Raw genomic sequence first — 16,143 nt, 5'->3', positions numbered from 1 at the left:
TTCAGCGTCAGGTCTGTTCTAAAAGATGGATATCCAGTTGGCTCTCAAAGCCGGATAAAGATCTGGGGGGTTGCATGAAAACCAGCGCATGTTTCAAAGCACCATTGGAAGGTGACCGCTGCCAACGATAGGCAGCAGTTGACTACCCATCGCAGGTTAACCAGCGATGGGTGCTTCAATAGTGCACATGGACCCAACTACCCGATGTTTCATGACCGGCTCTGTGAAAATACCAGTTCGCATAAGGAGGATAGGTTATGCGAGTGTCTACCGGGGAATTGCGAGAGTGGATCATTCCCTCCGCATTTCTGATTTGCGGAGGATGGGTTGTCTGGCACATGCCGGCCTTTATCCTTGATATTTATCCGCCCGAGAACCAAAGCCTCGTCGACATTATGAGCCAGCTGCATGCCAGCAAGGATATCGCACCGGGGATTCCGGGTTTATTCGGAGGTCATGCCGATCCCATCGACTGGCTGGCAATGGTGCTTATTCCCATATTGTTTGTGATTGGCTGTTTAACCGTCCGGATTGCACCCAAAGAGTATCAGCACTGGAGGCAGGTGGATCGCCTCTCATTGTTCGTCTCTCGTGTCACGATGATCATCATCATCAGCATGTCGTGCATCATGCTTTACGAGGTGTTCCTACGCTATGTCTTTGAGGCCCCGACACTTTGGGCCAACGAAATGACCCAGTGGCTAGCCTGTTTCGTGTTCCTGTGTTCGGGTCTTTATGCGATGCAGCAAAGATGCCACATCCGCATTTTCCTGTTCTATGATGTCGTCCCCCGCACCATACAGCGTGTGTTTGACATCATCGCGGTTGCGACGGTTTGCCTGACGGCTTTCTTCCTTGTCTATGGCAGTTTCTATCAGGTTTTCGTCAACAAGTTCTACAAATGGGAAATGTTCGGCACAGCCTTTGATCCTCCCATTCCGGCGACTGTTCTTCCCGCAATTCTGATCGTCATATCCCTTATCGCCATTCAGTCCGTCATCAATCTGGTTGCTGACTGGAACGAGAAAAAGGTGCTGCATAGCGCCGCCGATGAAGTGGATCAGGACGAGATCGATACCCTCAAACGCACTGTTGGAGTCGAATAATGGACGTCGGAACAATCTCAATCGTCCTTGTGGTGGCAATGTGCATGTTGCTTGCCATTGGTGTACCGCTGGCTTTTGCTTCATTCTTCCTGGCCGTTCTGGTCATGGTCATGAAATTCGAACCCGCATTGCTACTTGACCCGTTTACCTTCGGCGAAGGCTTGCTAACCGGAAAGGCAGGAACCGGGCCTCTCTATATCCTGACACAAAAGGTCTTCGGCCTACTGACCGACTATGTCATGATATCGGTGCCGCTATTCATTTTCATGGCCGCCTTGCTCGAACGCTCTGGCATCGCCAAGGAAATGTATAAGGCTCTTGATTATTGGCTTTCGAGTGTCCGGGGCGGTGTCGCAATCGTAACGTCCCTGATGGCCGTCATCATGGCCGCCATGTCGGGCATCGTCGGTGGTGAAGTGGTGCTGCTGGGGCTGATTGCTCTGCCTCAAATGCTCAAGCTTGGTTACAATCAGGAACTGGCAGTCGGCACGATCTGTGCGTCCGGCACGCTGGGAACGATGATCCCGCCATCGATCGTCTTGATCATGTATGGCCTGATCACCGAGACTTCAATCAAGGCTTTGTTCACCGCAGCCTTCCTGCCTGGCTTCATGCTTGCCAGCTTCATCATTCTTTATATCGTCATTCGCACCCAACTGCATCCTGAACACGCCCCATTGCCCGATCCCAAGCCGGGTGATCCGACCGGACGGCAAAAGATGGGTATGTTCGGTGCATTCTTGTCCATTCTGTTGGCAGGTGTCTCCGCTCTTCTGCTGCTGCGCGTGTTGTTCTTCACTGTAACCGGTCAGAATGCCAACCTTGGTGAAACCGCAGATCCCATCGCGTTGGGTATGTCTTGGCACATCCCTTATCTGGCGGGCTTTGTCGTCTTGGGTCTTTTCCTCGTGTATGTTGTTTTTGGCCGTGAGCGATCCGCTTTGGGCTGGAAACACGGCAAAGGCCTTGTCCCGCCTTTCACCGTCATCAGCGTTGTGCTCGGATCAATCTATGGCGGCATTACCGGCATTACCGAAGCTGCGGGCATGGGGGCGTTTGCCGTCTTCGTAATTGCCTTGCTGCGGGGAGAGGCGTCCATCGGCCTGTTGTGGGATTCCATGATGCGGACGATGAAGTCCACCGGCACCATTTTGTGGGTCACCATCGGTGCGGCGGCTTTGGCCGGGTCATATACCCTGTCCGGTGGGCCGCGTTATATTGCGGATATGATCGTCGGATCGGAAATGCCGACCATGGTGATCCTCTTGACCATGATGCTGATCCTTCTGTTCATGGGGGCCTTCATGGACTGGGTCGGTATCGTGCTGTTGATTATCCCGGTCTTCCTGCCAATCGTGCAAAGATTGCCGATTGAGGAAATCGGCTTCATTGGTCAACTGGACCCCAACATGGTCTCCATTTGGTTTGGTGTTCTATTCTGTATGAATATGCAGGTGAGTTTCCTCTCGCCGCCCTTCGGGCCCGCGGCATTCTATCTCAAGTCCGTCGCGCCGGACCATATCTCTCTGACGGACATCTTCAAAGGCTTCCTGCCCTTCATCGGGGTGCAGGTCTTGGCGATCTCCATTCTTCTGATATGGCCAAACATTGTGACCATACTTCTCTGATTGAAAGGACCGCATCGGGTTCCGCTCCCAGTGGGCGAAATCCGGTGCGTCACTCCCGCCGTTTTGACGGCAATGCCGGTGCCTTCTGACACCATGCATGAATTGGCGAACAATTCTGGCAACCCGCTGGAAGGGCTTCGCACGCGGTAAATCCGCACAAATACAAAAGGTGACATGATGAAAATACTAGTGACTGGTGCTGGTGGTTTTGTTGGACAGCGCGTGGTGCGAGACCTTGTCGAGCGCGGCGCAATAACGGTCGATGGTACCGAGCAGCCTGTCGATGCTGTTTATGCCTGCGATATGTTTGCAGACGGTGTTGAAGGGTTGGCGAGCGACCTTGATAAAGTCGAAGCGCTGGTCGGTGATCTGACCGATACAGCTCTTTTGAAAAGGATCGACGAGATCAAGCCAGACATCTTTGTCCATCTGGCCGCCGTGGTCAGCTCGGCTGCAGAAGCGGACTTCGATCTTGGCATGAAGGTCAATGTCGACGCGCTGAGAGCGCTGATCGACAGCTGTCGCAAACAGCCAAAACCGCCGGTTTTTGTCTTCACATCCTCAATCGCCGTCTTCAGCTGCGCGGGCAATTCCGACATTGACGAGGACCTGACCCCCATGCCGCTTTCTTCCTATGGCATGGAGAAGGTCGTCGGCGAGTATCTCGTTCGCGACGCCAGTCGCAAGGGCTTCATCAAGGGACGCACCATTCGCTTCCCAACCATTTCCGTTCGTCCGGGCAAACCGAACAGTGCAGCATCCAGTTTTGCCAGTGGCATCATTCGTGAGCCACTTTCCGGTGAGCAGGCCCTGCTTCCGGTATCCCGCAACACGCGCTTGCATCTTGGATCGCCGGATATGGCCGTCTCCTCCGTCATGCATGCCATTGCTCTGGGTCAGGATGTGATCGGGGATCGCGGCGCGATCACTTTGCCGGGCTTGAGCGTCTCCGTTCAGCACATGCTGGATCGTCTGGAAGCCATTGCCGGCAAGGATGTGGTCGCCCATGTCAAGGACGCCCCGGATCCCAAGATCGAAGCGATTGTTGTGACCTGGCCAGGGGGCATTGCAACGCCTAAGGCAGAGGCATTGGGTTTCAAGGCAGATGCCTCCTTTGATGACCTCATCACCTCCTACATGAATGCAAATCTGTGAGCAACACGACCCGCAACGGCGGCTGACCTGTCTGGTTGGCCTGCCGTCAAATTTGGAGATAGCAAAATGAGTAAATACAGGTGGACGCGCGACAATTGGCCGATTGCCTGTGCGATGATTCCCTTCTCCCCGGTGCTGCCGGACGGCTCTCTGGTGCAAGACGCGCCAGCCGAGATTTGGGCCGATGCACTCATACAGGTGGCAGAGGAAGGGTTCACCGAACTAGACCCCACGGATAGCTGGATGCGGATTGCCGATCTGGAACCATCCCGTCTTGACGAATTCAAGGCCGTGGTCAAGCAAGCTGGTTTGACCATCCCTGCCATGTCGACATCCCGCAAATGCGTGATCGATCCCGAGGTCGGCGATCAAACGCTGGCCTATTGCCACCGTTTTCTGGATACCGCAGCAGATGTTGGCGCCAGCGAAGTTGCATTTGGATTTTTCGGTCCCTTCACGCCAGCGCAGGAAAAGGCGCTGTGGTTCTGGCTCGCCGAGGGCTACAGCAACCCCGATGACCCTGCGACATGGAAGCTGGCGGTGGATCGGATCCGCGAACTGGCCGATCATGCAAAGGAAAATGGCATTTCGATCGCCATGGAAATGTATGAGGACACCTATATCGGGACACCGGACAGCGCGGTACGCTTTGTCACTGATGTGGACCGGGACAATGTCGGCATCTGCGCCGATATCGGCAACCTTGTTCGCTTGCATCGTCCGATGGACAAGTGGAATGACATGCTGGCGAAGGTCGCTCCCTTCATGAAATATTGGCATGTGAAGAACTACACGCGCGATGAAGACCCGGCCACAGGCAGTTATGCCACGGCACCGGTTCCGCTTGAATTCGGGGTAATCAACTATCGCGAAGCCATTCGCATGGCACTGGCAGAAGGCTTTGCAAGCCCCATTCTGCTGGAAAGCTATGGTGGAGACGGGCTATCGGTTTGCGGCAAGAACCTGCAAACCCTCCGCCGCATCCTACCGCGCGACTAGGCTCTGTCCGACACATCAAAACCCTGCCGACCGGATCTGGTCGGCAGGGTTTTTGTCTTTTGCTCACCGTAATTTCTTTGCCCGCAGGCCGACAATGTCAATGACTTGTTGCAGCCCCGCCCTGCATGCCTGCCAGAGAAGGCAAGGCGGGGCACAAGCCCGTCAAGCCCTCAACCAACCGAGCGTTTCGTCAGTTGGTGTTGAGCCGGGCTTGTATTCTGCACCAAGTGGCGTTGTCCATTTGAGGCTATCGGCCACTGCAAACAGGAAGGGATAGTTGACTTCCCCATGATCCGGAGCCCCACGGTCTGGCACCGAGGCAAACTGGATATGACCGATGTGGGGTAGCAATCTTTCCAGCCGGTTAGCCAGATCCCCCTCCATGATCTGCAAGTGATAGCAGTCAAACATCAGTTTCAGGTTTGGTGCACCAACTTCCAGAATGATGGCCTTGGCCTGCTCTGACGTCGCAAGGAAATAGTTTGGCGCGTCATAGTGATTGAGTGGCTCGATCAGGATTGTAATGCTGTGTGCCTCAGCCTGTTTGCAGGCATAGTTCAGATTGTCAACGAAGGTCGCGTGAGCCTTCGGGCCACCCGCAAAGCCGGCCATGACATGCACATTCGGTGTTCCGATGGCAGCGGCATAGGCGACCGCCTGATCAATGGCCGCTCTGGCTTCCTGCTCGCGACCGGGAATGGCAGCAAGGCCATTGTCACCGGCGGCCGTGTCGCCACGCACCGTGTTGAGCCCGAGCATTGTCAGGCCGGTCTCATCCAGCGCCTGTTTCACGTCTTCGGCCGGATAATCGAACGGCCAATGGCATTCCACAGCATCAAATCCGGCGGCTTTGGCCGCCCGAATGGCATCTGGAAGTGCCAAGTCACTCCAAAGAAACCCCAAATTTGCTGAAAACTTCGTCATCACTCCCACTCCACGTCAAATTTCGTAACCAAATTCCTGATTTGCTCCTCACCCAGACCTCGGGGATGGAGGCCGCGCGTCATCATCGCCAAGCGCGCCGTATCCTCGAGTTCCTCGATGGCGTTGCATGCTGCTTCCACATCCTTGCCTGCGACAACCGGGCCGTGATTGGCCAGCATCACGGCCGAACGTTTGCCCGCCAGCCCGCGGACGGCATCTCCGATTGCCGCATCGCCCGGCATGAAGAAGGGCAGCAACTTGACCTTGCCAAGCTTCATGATGGCATAAGGCGTCAGATGCGGCAGAAAGTCATCCTCATTGGCATCCGGCATCATCGACAAGGCAACTGAATGACAGGAATGCAGGTGAACGACAGCACCAGCCGTCGACCGGGTGTCATAAAACGCGGCGTGCAGGGGCATTTCCTTGGTAGGCTTGTCCCCGTCGACCAACTTGCCTTCTGTGTCGAAGCGGCTGAGTTTACCCGGGTCGAGCCGACCAAAACACGAGCCGGAAGGGGAAACCAGCAGGCCTCCATCCGCAGTGCGGGCCGAGATGTTGCCTGTTGAGCCGCCAGTTAAACCACGATCAAAAAGCGACTTTGCCAGCAGGCACATCAATTCCCTTAATTTGGATTCCTCGCTCATGCTGCCTCAAGCTCCTTCAAGCGCGCCAAAGCATCGGTAAAGAACCCCTCTGACCCGAAATTGCCGGACTTCAGGGTTAAGGCGACCTTTTTGCCTGCTGTTTCACAGAAGGACCATGGCACACCGGGTGCAATTTCGACGCTGACATCGAGCTTGTTGATACCCAGTGCCTGGGTCACCGCACCCGATGTCTCACCACCGGCGATGACAAAGCGCTCAGCCCCCTGATCGCGTGCAGCAACCGCCAGCGCAGCCAAAGCTTCTTCGACAAGTTCCCCCGCCTTCATGACGCCCAAGGCCTCTTGCGCTGCCTTGACCTGATCAGGCTCTGCGGTTGCATAAACCAGAGGAGAATCGGCAAGATCCTGCTCAGCCAGCCAATCGAGGGCAGCTTTCGGGCCATTCTGAGCCAGTTCCAGTGGGTCCAGCCGATAGCTGGGCGCTGTTGCGCCATAGGCTGCAACCTGTGCCCGTGTCATGGCTGAGCAGGAACCGGACAGGATAATGGCTTTGTCGGCAAGATGAGGAATTTCGGTCTTCCCGGCATCAGCAGAAAGCAGCCCTTGCTCCAGATACAACATAGGCAGCGGCATAGCGATGGCACTGCCACCCGTCATCAGAGGCATGTCCTGACAGGCCTTGGAAATGGTGAAGAGATCCTCGTTGGCCACAGCATCGACAATCACATGGGCCACCCCTTGCGTCTTCAGCTCGTCCAGTCTTTGCTGAAGAGCCTCAGGGCCTTTGGCAACACAGAGCCTATTAGCGAGCCCGACCGGTTTGCTCACCTGAGGCTGCAACAGGCGCATCAGGTTGCTGTCCTTCATGGGGGTCAGGGGGTGGTCCTTCATCGGACTTTCTGCGATTGGCTGTTCACCGACAAACAGATTGCCCATGAAAATTGATCGTCCATTCTCGGGGAAAGCCGGGCAATAAATCGTCTGTTTTGCGCCGATCTTTGTCATCAGGGTTTCGGCAATCGGTCCAATATTGCCTTTGTCCGTTGAGTCAAAGGTCGAGCAATATTTCCAGAAAAACCGCTGTGCACCTGCCTTTTTGAGCCATTCATAGGCAGCGAATACATCAGCGAGCGCTTCATCAAGCGGTGCGGTGCGGCATTTCAGGGCAATGACCTCGAAGGCCGCCGTATCGACAGGCGGCTCGGTCGGCAAGCCCATACGGAGTGAAACCTTGACGCCGGAACGCGCGAGCAATCCGGCGAGGTCGGTTGCACCGGTAAAATCATCTGCAATGCAGCCAAGCAGGGTAGCCATGAAAAAATCCTTCCAAAGTGGGTGTCCAAGGTGACGAAACAGGCGACCTCATTTGGGAGTGAACCAGTGGAGCTGTTCAGATAGAGGCCGCCTGTTCCAGTCGGAGGAAACGGAGTATTGATGCCTATTCCATACCGGGCAGCAAGATGCCGGCATTGCGCGCATAGACCTTGGCGACCGCTGAATCATCTTCGCGACCAAGCCCTATCCCGGCAGCCGTGACATATTGCTGCAACGCTGCTGCGGTGATCGGAGCGCTGAATTTCGCAGACTTGGCGATGTCCAGCACGATACCCAGATCTTTGAGCCAGATTTCAATTGCCGAATGCGGTTTATAGTCTCCGGCAACAATGTGCGGTGCACGGTTTTCCAGCATCCAACTGGTGCCGGCACATTTTGAGATGACTTCGACAAAGGTGGCCGGATCAATCCCTTGGGTCACCCCGAAGGTGATCGCTTCCCCCATGGCTGCAATATGGACGCCAGCCAGCAACTGATTGACCGCTTTCATTGCAGAGCCAGCACCGGCACAGTCACCAAGCCGGAAGACGGTTTCCGCGGTGGCCTCGAACATCTCTTCGGCAGCGGCATAGGCTTCAGGCGTCGCTGCTGACATGATGGAAAGCTGGCCTTTGGCAGCCTTCACCGAACCGCCGGAAATGGGAGCATCAACGTAGAGAACGCCATGCTCGGCGCATCTGGCTTCCATCGCACGGGCAAAGTCCGGCGCTACGGTGGCACATGAGAGGACAACGGCGCCCCTTTTAAGCCGGGGAGCCACCCCATCGTCTCCAAACAGGACGGCTTCAGTTTGAGCCGCATTCAATACACAAACAACCACAGCATCGAGACTGGCGGCAATGTCGGCGATGGGAGCGGACTTGCCGCCTTCAGCCGCGAGCCGCGCCATCTGGTCGGGAACGACATCATAGCCATAGGTTTCATGCCCCGCTCGTATCAGGCTCTGGGCCATGCCATACCCCATGGAACCAAGACCAATTGCTGCAACTTTCTTTTGGGACATAAGATCCTCCCGATCCAACGCGCACCCGCAGCAAGCACCCTTGCCAAGGTCGCGGATTGTTTGTATTGTGATCGGTATCGGTATCGATACCGTTATCGGTAACAAAATATTGAATGGAAGCCGTCATATTGTCAAGTTGCAAAGCCATTTGTCGGTCGTGATAAACAGGGCTTGTGATAAACGCGGTAAAGTCACGCATGAAAAGGGATGAAAATCGAATGGCTCGTGTCACATTGTCAGATGTCGCTAAAGCCGCGGGCGTCAGCAAGATGACGGCATCGCGCGCCCTGCGGGAACATTCTGATGTTGCAGCAGGCACGCGCGACAAGGTCAGAAAGATCGCTGCCGAGATGGGTTATATTCCCAATCAGATGGCCTCGATGCTGTCTGCCAAATCAGTGCCGATTATACCGATGATCATCCCGTCTATCTCCAACAATGTATATGCGGATATTGTCGCTCACGCGCAGCCTGTGTTGCATGGGGCGGGGTATCAGATGATGCTGATTAACACCGACTATTCTCTGGGGCGCGAAGAACAGGCAATCGAGGCCTTGATGGCGTGGTCTCCGGCTGCTCTTATTGTCTCCGGGATCGAGCACACAGACCGCGCGCGGGGGCTTTTGCAAAGGGCAGGGGTCCCGATTGTTGAAATGATGGATTTGCCAGACAGCCCGATTGATCTCTCGGTCGGATTTGACCATGTCAAGGCTGGCAATGAAATGGCGAACTATTTGCTCAATCGCGGCTATCAGCGGTTCTGCTTCTGTGGTTGTCAGTTGCAGATGGACAAGCGCGCCTACAAACGGTTTGAAGGCTTTCGGAACGTCCTTCTTGCCAAGGGGGCTGAAGAACCGATGCTGATTGACATCGACAAGAATGATGACATTTTATCAGATGCGGATTTTGATCGGCTGATTTCTGCGGACCCCGCACCTGATTGTATCTATTTCAGCAATGATAATCTGGCAGTCTCAGCCTTGCTGATGGGTGCCAAACGCGGCTTATCCGTCCCCGATGATCTGGCGATAGCCGGGTTCAACGATATATCGATCGGCAGGCAAACAATGCCGCAGCTGACAACGACACAGTCGCCACTTGGTCGGATCGGGGAACTGGCGGCACGGTACGCGTTGGACGCCATCGCAGAAAAGAAAATCTCGCCACGCAGTCTCGATCTCGGATTCAAGCTGCTTCCTCGCGAAAGTGCCTGAAACAGGTCGGGCGCTAAACAAAAACCCTCTGGTCCGGATTATGGAACAGAGGGCTTGTTCGTTTGGAAAATTCAAGGTGTCATCACGTGATGCGTTTAACGCTGGCGAGGATCTCTTCCTTCTCAAACACTTTTTTCCAATCATCCTTCATTAGGGTCGGAATGCCGAACTCGATGGCCTTGTTGCAGGCATCGGAAAAGACACCCTGACGTTCCTCGAAAATCACGGCTGCAAGGATGTTCATGTGACCCAGCAGGAAGTCGCGAGCACATTCCTTGCTGACCCCGGTCTTGATGACTTCATCCATGGCTTGGCGCATGACAACCAGCAATGAGGCACACACGGTTTCGGACAGGCCCGGCTCCAGAAATGCCATCTGTTCGACGGTGCAGCGGTAGGTGTTGGCAACCGGAGCATAAATGGCGCGTGCCACCTTGTCACCCAGATCATAATGCTCTTCCGGCCCTTGCATCAGCGCATTGACAACACCCTGTTTGGCATAATCACCACCGAAATGATCCTTGCGACCTTCCGGCGTTGACTCGTCATTGAAAATTGGCGGGTGACAGGGATGCGTGACGAAGTAGGTGATGTCTTCACGTTCGGGAAGATAACCCGCATAAGGAGCGGCCGCATCCAGCACGACCACCATGGTGCCAGAGGCAAGGGTAGGGACCAAGCTCTCGGCAAGCTTACCGATCACGGTGTCCGGCACAGCGAGAATGACCACATCTGCGCCATCAATGGCTTCTGCCTGAGCAACGGCTTCAACACCATGTTCCTTCTTCAGCAACGCTTTGCCTGCGTCGGACACTTCCACATGGCGCACTTGAAAATCTGTTTTCATCAGGTTGCGCCCCAGACGCATACCCATTTTACCGCCAGCACCGAATAAAGCGACGACTGTCATGGTGGTGACCTCCCTTTCTTGAACAGCTGAACAAAAAAACTTCAACTGGTATGATGACCTAATGATGATATCAGTATATATTCAGCCTGCATTGTCAACTCAGCTATCAAAGTTGGCTGCTTTATTCGCTGAAATTTCTCGGGAGAACGCATTGGATCCGCATAACCACGACGAAACATTGTCGCACAAACCTTGGGTGACCTGGTATGGAGACGACTTCACGGGCGCCGCAGCCGTGATGGAGGTCCTCGCCTTTGCCGGACTACCAACGATCCTGTTTACGGAAATTCCCTCCGATAGCTTGAGGCAACGATTTTCTGACGTGAAGGCAATCGGATTGGCTTCCACAGCGCGGTCCAAAAGTCCTGCATGGATGAGAGATAATCTGGCGGATCCTCTTGCCTGGCTCGACAGCTTCAATGCCCCCTTGTTGCATTACAAAATCTGTTCGACCTTTGATTCCTCCCCCGAAATTGGTGCAATCGGCACAGCAATCGAGGTTGGCCTTACGGTTCGACCGGCCCGTGCAGTTCCCATGATCACAGCTGCACCGCAGATGCGTCGCTATCAGGCATTTGGCAATCTGTTCGCAGGCACCTTTGAAGGGGTTCACCGGCTTGATCGACACCCGGTGATGTCCAGACATCCCGTCACACCGATGAGCGAGGCCAATCTGCTAGTCCATCTTGCCCGTCAAACGGTTCTGCCCAGTGCCCTTATCGATCTCGAGGCCTTGTGGAGCGACCCGCAAAAAGTGCTCAATGTGGCACTTGCCTCCCGCATAAAGATTCTTTCCATCGATTCCATGGAGGAAAGATCAGAACGAGCCGCTGGCAAGCTGATTTGGGAAAATCGTGATGCACTTGGCTTTGTCGTTGGCAGTCAGGGAGTTGAATATGCACTCGTCCGACATTGGATCGACCGTGGCTTGTTGACGGAACAGTCCGAGCCACCCGCCCTTGATCCTGTTTCCCAGATTGTTGGAGTGTCGGGGTCCGTTTCACCCATGACCGCCGAACAATTGGCCCATGCAGCCAAGGACGGCTTTGAGTTGATTACCTTCCGAGGCGATCTTGCCTGTGGCGAAGAAAGCGACCTGCATCAGGAAGTCGAGCGTGTGGTCCGATTGTCTCAGGATGTCATCGCGCGGGGAGCCAGCCCTCTGGTTTGTTCGGCTCAGGGAACAGATGATCCGACGGTAGAAGCCTTCCACAAGGCACTGGCCAACAGCACCATCGATCGTTCTATTGCCAATGAAAGAATTGGCGTGTCACTCGGACGCGTCCTTGATGGGATTTTGAAAAGCACCAGTATCAAGCGCGCCATCATTTCAGGCGGCGACACATCAGGCTACGGCCTGCAGCAATTGGGAATTCAGGCGCTGCAAGCCAAGGCAGCAACGATTCCCGGTGCATCCATTTGCAAAGGCTTCGGCGATGGCCATCACGACGGACTGGAAATTGCCCTCAAAGGCGGGCAAATGGGCACAAGGGATTTCTTCAGTTGGGTACGCAGCGGCGGTGGCGCGCGATAACGCACACCGGACCGCCCAGCCTTTATCCGGCGGTCAATTTCGGGCTGGGCGGGGCACTCTTTCGAGAGAGCGGCAAAGACAAAAGTTACTGTTTGGCAGGTGTGGGCGCATTGGCACGATCGAGGTGGCGAACCATGTCTTCGACCGCGGCCTCTTCGTCGCCCGCTTCCATATGATCAACAATCTTTCTGTGTTCCTTGAGAGAAATGCTCTCATTCCCAACCCAGTGCAACAGATCGTATTGATAGTCAAACAACCATCGCAACATCGCCTTGGACGCCGCCGCTATGATAGGATTTTGGGTGATATCCGCAATGCGGGCATGAAATTGAATATCCGCTTCCACGAAGGCTTTCGGATTGTCGAGGGCATTCTGCTGCCTATCCAGCAGGGCACGCAAATCGCGAATATCATCAGGTTCCGCCAGACGCGTTGCTTCTCTGACCATGCCACGCTCAACCATACGGCGCGCCTGTTTGAGATGATCAAAATTTTTCGGAGAAGAATAAAGCAACAGGCGGGCAATTTCGTTGGCATGATCGAGTACCGCGGTCGCCGTCAGTTTATTCACGCGGGACCGCTCGCCATGTTTGATCGTGATGAGCCCCTGGGTATGGAGCGATTGAAGTGCCTCCCTGACCGCAGGGCGACCGACACCGAACCGTTGCATCAGGTCACGTTCCGACGGCAGATAGTCATCGGCGGCGAACTCACCAGAACGGATCATTGCGTGCAATTCATCCAGCACCTGATCAGACAATTTCTGGCGTACGATCTTGCGTTCCACTCTGGCATCATTTTTCTCAGTCACGCTTACTGTCTCCCGCTTCGATCAACCGCGAACGACCCTATCAGATCGTATTGTGCGGCATTCTTCACTCTTACTGTCGAAGATCCATTCCGTCCAGACACCATCCGCCAACCAGCCATGTTGCAACCCCTTTTTCGATGCGACGATCAATCTGATCGAATTCACTGGGAAAGGTTAAGCAACAGGTATTATGACAATACCAGTATGGCAAGCAATATATGGGAAGGTCTCCATGCAAAACCAAACCTCAAGCAGCAACATTATCACTGTCACTTACAGGATCGAAACTGCGGGTGACCCTGAAGCGATTGCGCAAAAGATGGCCGGGGACCAGTCAACGGGGACCTTCACCGCGCTGCCCAATGAAACCGAACAGGTGCGTGCGCGTTGTGCAGCAAGGGTCACGGCGGTGCGCCCGTTAGCCCCCCATGACACACCTTCTCTGCCAGACCCAGACACCCGCGGTCCGTATCATCGCGCAGACATTGACATCGCCTTTCCGCTTGAGGCCATTGGCATCGACATTGCCGCCTTGACGACAATCGCCTTTGGCGGGGCCTATTCCATGCGCGGCGTCAGTGGCATTAGAGTGATGGACGTCGATCTACCCGATGCGTGGCAGAGCCATCCGGGGCCACAATTCGGCATCAAAGGCTCCCGCGCCCTGATGGGTGTCGACCATGGGGTGATGATAGCCTCGATCATCAAGCCATCTCTGGGCCTTCTGCCTGAAGAAACAGCCCCGATCATTGACGAACTTTGTGCTGCCGGAGTGGATTTCATCAAGGACGACGAAAAGCTGATGAGCCCCGGCTACTCGCCACTTAAAGATCGCGTCAAGGCCATCATGCCAGTGATCCGGGACCATGAGCAAAGAACGGGCAAGCGCGTGATGTATGCCTTTGGCATATCGTCTGCCGATCCGGATGAAATGATGCGCAATCACGATATGGTTCTTGAGGCCGGAGGCAATGCTGCGGTCATAAATATCAACGCCATCGGTTATGGTGGCATGAGCTTCTTGCGCAAGCGTTCGAGCCTTTGCCTGCATGCACACCGCAATGGTTGGGACATGATGACCCGCAATCCCGGCATGGGAATGGAATTCGCTCCTTACCAGAAAATCTGGCGTCTGCTTGGCGTCGATCAGTTTCAGATCAACGGGATCCGGGCGAAATATTGGGAATCGGATGAGAGCTTCGTCAAGTCCTTCAAGGATTGCATGACGCCTGTCTTTGACGATAGCGACCGGCCCTTGCCAGTGGTCTGTTCCGGGCAATGGGGCGGGCAGGCGATCGATACCTACAACCGAACCGGCAAGACGCTTGATCTGATGTATCTTGGAGGAGGAGGCATCCATGGCCATCCTATGGGCATCGCCGCCGGTGTGCGCGCCATCCGGCAAGCATGGCAGGCGGCCGAGGCGGGGCTCTCATTGCATGAGATGGCAAAGTCCTGCCCGGAGTTGGCCGCATCCCTTGCCAAATGGGCTACGCCCTGAAGGAGGATCACGCCTAATGCAATTGCTGCCAGTTTTTGCCCATCAAGGACCACAGCGATGGATCACTCGTTTGGTGAAACAGATCAGCAACAGGATGTGGCGCCCATCACCCCAATGCCTCTGAACACGCAGAACAGGGCTTGATCAACAGTTCCTTATTTGGCCATTCTTTAGAGCGATCTGGGTCAAAACAGAAGACCTGAAGATGCTTGGGCAAAGCATCGACGTCAGAGTGGGAGCCGCGAGACACTGTTCTTAGTAGAAGGCAACGAGACGGGCTCCTTCTTTTCACGGCCTTTATTGCTGAAATCACAGGTGGCTGGTCAGAGTGAATGATTTTCCTTCCACCATCGTTTGTGGCTTCCGAGACAGCCTCGTGACTGAACGGAATTTGGTATGGTTCTAACTGATAGCAACACTTATTGTATCAGTCATAAAATCATGTATACTGTTGAGACATATCATCGCTGCGATGATCTCAAGAAAGCCAATTCCATGCTGCAAAATACCGACCTTAAGGGCGTCGTTGGCGCCGTTATCACGCCTCTCAACGAGACCTTTGATATTGACCTTCCATCGCTACAGCATCACTGCAACCAGTTGCTCGCCGATGGCTGCTCCTACGTTTCTCTGTTTGGCACCACAGGCGAGGGGCCATCCTTCTCGGTACAACAGAAACTGGATATATTGCAGGCAATGGCCGATGGCGGCATGGATATGTCCCTTCATATCCCAGGCATCATGACGGCATCCCTTGATGACGCTGTCGCGCTCTATAAAGCCTACGCAAAGCTGAAATGCCGCGCCGCTTTGATCATTCCGCCCTTCTTCTACCGGGATGCGGATGTTCAGGGAATCGCGGACTATTATCAGGCAATCGTAGAAAAGGCCGGCGATCCGGGCCTTGAGATCGTGCTCTACAATTTCCCGCATTTCAGTGGCATCACCTTCACCGTGGAACAGGTTGAGGCTGTTCTCGAAAAACTGGGAACGACGGTCATCGGGATCAAGGACTCAACGGGAGATCTAGAAGCCGGTCTGAAACTGATCCGTGCTTTTCCTCAATTGTCTGTCTTCACAGGCAGCGATGTGATTCTGCGTCAGATGGTTGATGCCGGTGGCGCTGGCATGATTGGTGGAATGACCAATCCATTTGCCAAAGATTGTGTGCAACTTTATCGTGGTGGTGTCTCGGAAGGCTTCGTCAAGAGAGCTTGCATGCGCATCGAGACCGTTGACGGCAACGGTGGCTTGGCCGTACTCAAGGCGCTGATGGCTGAGCGGTATGGGAACCCGGCCTTTGCGCGCGTGGTGCCGCCATTGCGACCGCTCTCCATGGACAAAATGGCCGAAATCAAGGATGCCTTGAAGCTGGCTGAGGCTGCTGCACTCTAGGCATCGGATCAAGGGAGCGAG

At 54.8% G+C, this 16,143-nt stretch carries 14 protein-coding genes; 8 read left to right on the top strand and 6 right to left on the bottom strand.

What is annotated here, in order from left to right; all coding sequences use genetic code 11:
- Positions 1–257: 257 nt before the first annotated feature.
- From FDK21_RS06270 to FDK21_RS06255, 4 genes are all read left to right on the top strand, one after another.
- Positions 258–1,106, top strand: a complete 849-nt coding sequence (locus tag FDK21_RS06270) for a TRAP transporter small permease (protein WP_114011197.1) — start codon at positions 258–260, stop codon at positions 1,104–1,106.
- Positions 1,106–2,734 (top strand): TRAP transporter large permease subunit, encoded by a 1,629-nt coding sequence (locus tag FDK21_RS06265; protein WP_138147828.1) that lies wholly within the window; start codon positions 1,106–1,108, stop codon positions 2,732–2,734. Before FDK21_RS06270 ends, FDK21_RS06265 begins: the two co-directional genes overlap by 1 nt.
- A gap of 174 nt (positions 2,735–2,908) precedes the next feature.
- On the top strand, positions 2,909–3,889 hold the full coding sequence (denD, locus tag FDK21_RS06260; protein WP_210238681.1) for a D-erythronate dehydrogenase: 981 nt from the start codon (positions 2,909–2,911) through the stop codon (positions 3,887–3,889).
- A gap of 66 nt (positions 3,890–3,955) precedes the next feature.
- Positions 3,956–4,888, top strand: a complete 933-nt coding sequence (locus FDK21_RS06255) for a sugar phosphate isomerase/epimerase family protein (RefSeq protein WP_138147827.1) — start codon at positions 3,956–3,958, stop codon at positions 4,886–4,888.
- 162 nt (positions 4,889–5,050) lie between these two features.
- On the opposite strand, the gene FDK21_RS06250 is transcribed toward FDK21_RS06255, so the two are convergent.
- The 4 genes from FDK21_RS06250 to ltnD all read right to left on the bottom strand — a co-directional run bounded on the left by FDK21_RS06250 (position 5,051) and on the right by ltnD (position 8,757).
- Positions 5,051–5,812 (bottom strand): TIM barrel protein, encoded by a 762-nt coding sequence (locus FDK21_RS06250; RefSeq protein ID WP_138147826.1) that lies wholly within the window; start codon positions 5,810–5,812, stop codon positions 5,051–5,053.
- Positions 5,812–6,459 (bottom strand): aldolase, encoded by a 648-nt coding sequence (locus FDK21_RS06245; protein ID WP_114011193.1) that lies wholly within the window; start codon positions 6,457–6,459, stop codon positions 5,812–5,814. The genes FDK21_RS06250 and FDK21_RS06245 overlap by 1 nt, the downstream gene beginning before the upstream one ends.
- Complete coding sequence (otnK, locus tag FDK21_RS06240) at positions 6,456–7,733, bottom strand: 3-oxo-tetronate kinase (RefSeq protein ID WP_138147825.1); 1,278 nt, start codon at positions 7,731–7,733, stop codon at positions 6,456–6,458. The genes FDK21_RS06245 and otnK overlap by 4 nt, the downstream gene beginning before the upstream one ends.
- Before the next feature lie 124 nt (positions 7,734–7,857).
- Positions 7,858–8,757, bottom strand: coding sequence for an L-threonate dehydrogenase (ltnD, locus tag FDK21_RS06235; protein ID WP_138147824.1), 900 nt, complete (start codon positions 8,755–8,757; stop codon positions 7,858–7,860).
- A 218-nt stretch (positions 8,758–8,975) separates the two neighbouring features.
- Between ltnD and FDK21_RS06230 the strand changes: the two genes are divergently transcribed.
- A complete protein-coding gene (locus tag FDK21_RS06230) occupies positions 8,976–9,971 on the top strand; it encodes a LacI family DNA-binding transcriptional regulator (protein WP_171021960.1) in 996 nt (331 codons plus the stop codon).
- Between the two features lie 82 nt (positions 9,972–10,053).
- Here the strand turns inward: FDK21_RS06230 and FDK21_RS06225 are convergent, their stop codons facing one another.
- A complete protein-coding gene (locus tag FDK21_RS06225; RefSeq protein WP_138147822.1) occupies positions 10,054–10,881 on the bottom strand; it encodes a phosphogluconate dehydrogenase C-terminal domain-containing protein in 828 nt (275 codons plus the stop codon).
- A gap of 196 nt (positions 10,882–11,077) precedes the next feature.
- On the opposite strand from FDK21_RS06225, the gene FDK21_RS06220 reads away from it, so the two are divergent.
- Positions 11,078–12,415 carry a four-carbon acid sugar kinase family protein gene (locus FDK21_RS06220; protein ID WP_281405406.1) on the top strand — a complete coding sequence of 446 codons (1,338 nt, stop codon included), beginning with the start codon at positions 11,078–11,080 and terminating at the stop codon, positions 12,413–12,415.
- Between the two features lie 85 nt (positions 12,416–12,500).
- On the opposite strand, the gene nanR is transcribed toward FDK21_RS06220, so the two are convergent.
- Complete coding sequence (nanR, locus tag FDK21_RS06215; RefSeq protein WP_171021959.1) at positions 12,501–13,226, bottom strand: transcriptional regulator NanR; 726 nt, start codon at positions 13,224–13,226, stop codon at positions 12,501–12,503.
- A gap of 232 nt (positions 13,227–13,458) precedes the next feature.
- On the opposite strand from nanR, the gene oiaX reads away from it, so the two are divergent.
- Positions 13,459–14,727, top strand: coding sequence for a 3-oxo-isoapionate-4-phosphate decarboxylase OiaX (oiaX, locus tag FDK21_RS06210; protein WP_138147821.1), 1,269 nt, complete (start codon positions 13,459–13,461; stop codon positions 14,725–14,727).
- Between the two features lie 495 nt (positions 14,728–15,222).
- Entirely contained in the window at positions 15,223–16,122 is a 900-nt protein-coding gene (locus tag FDK21_RS06205; RefSeq protein ID WP_138147820.1) for a dihydrodipicolinate synthase family protein, read from the top strand.
- Positions 16,123–16,143: the final 21 nt, after the last annotated feature.

The organism is Cohaesibacter sp. CAU 1516 (assembly GCF_005771485.1).
Classification (GTDB): Bacteria; Pseudomonadota; Alphaproteobacteria; order Rhizobiales; family Cohaesibacteraceae; genus Cohaesibacter; species Cohaesibacter intestini.
This window is presented reverse-complemented; position numbering and strand designations above follow the sequence as displayed.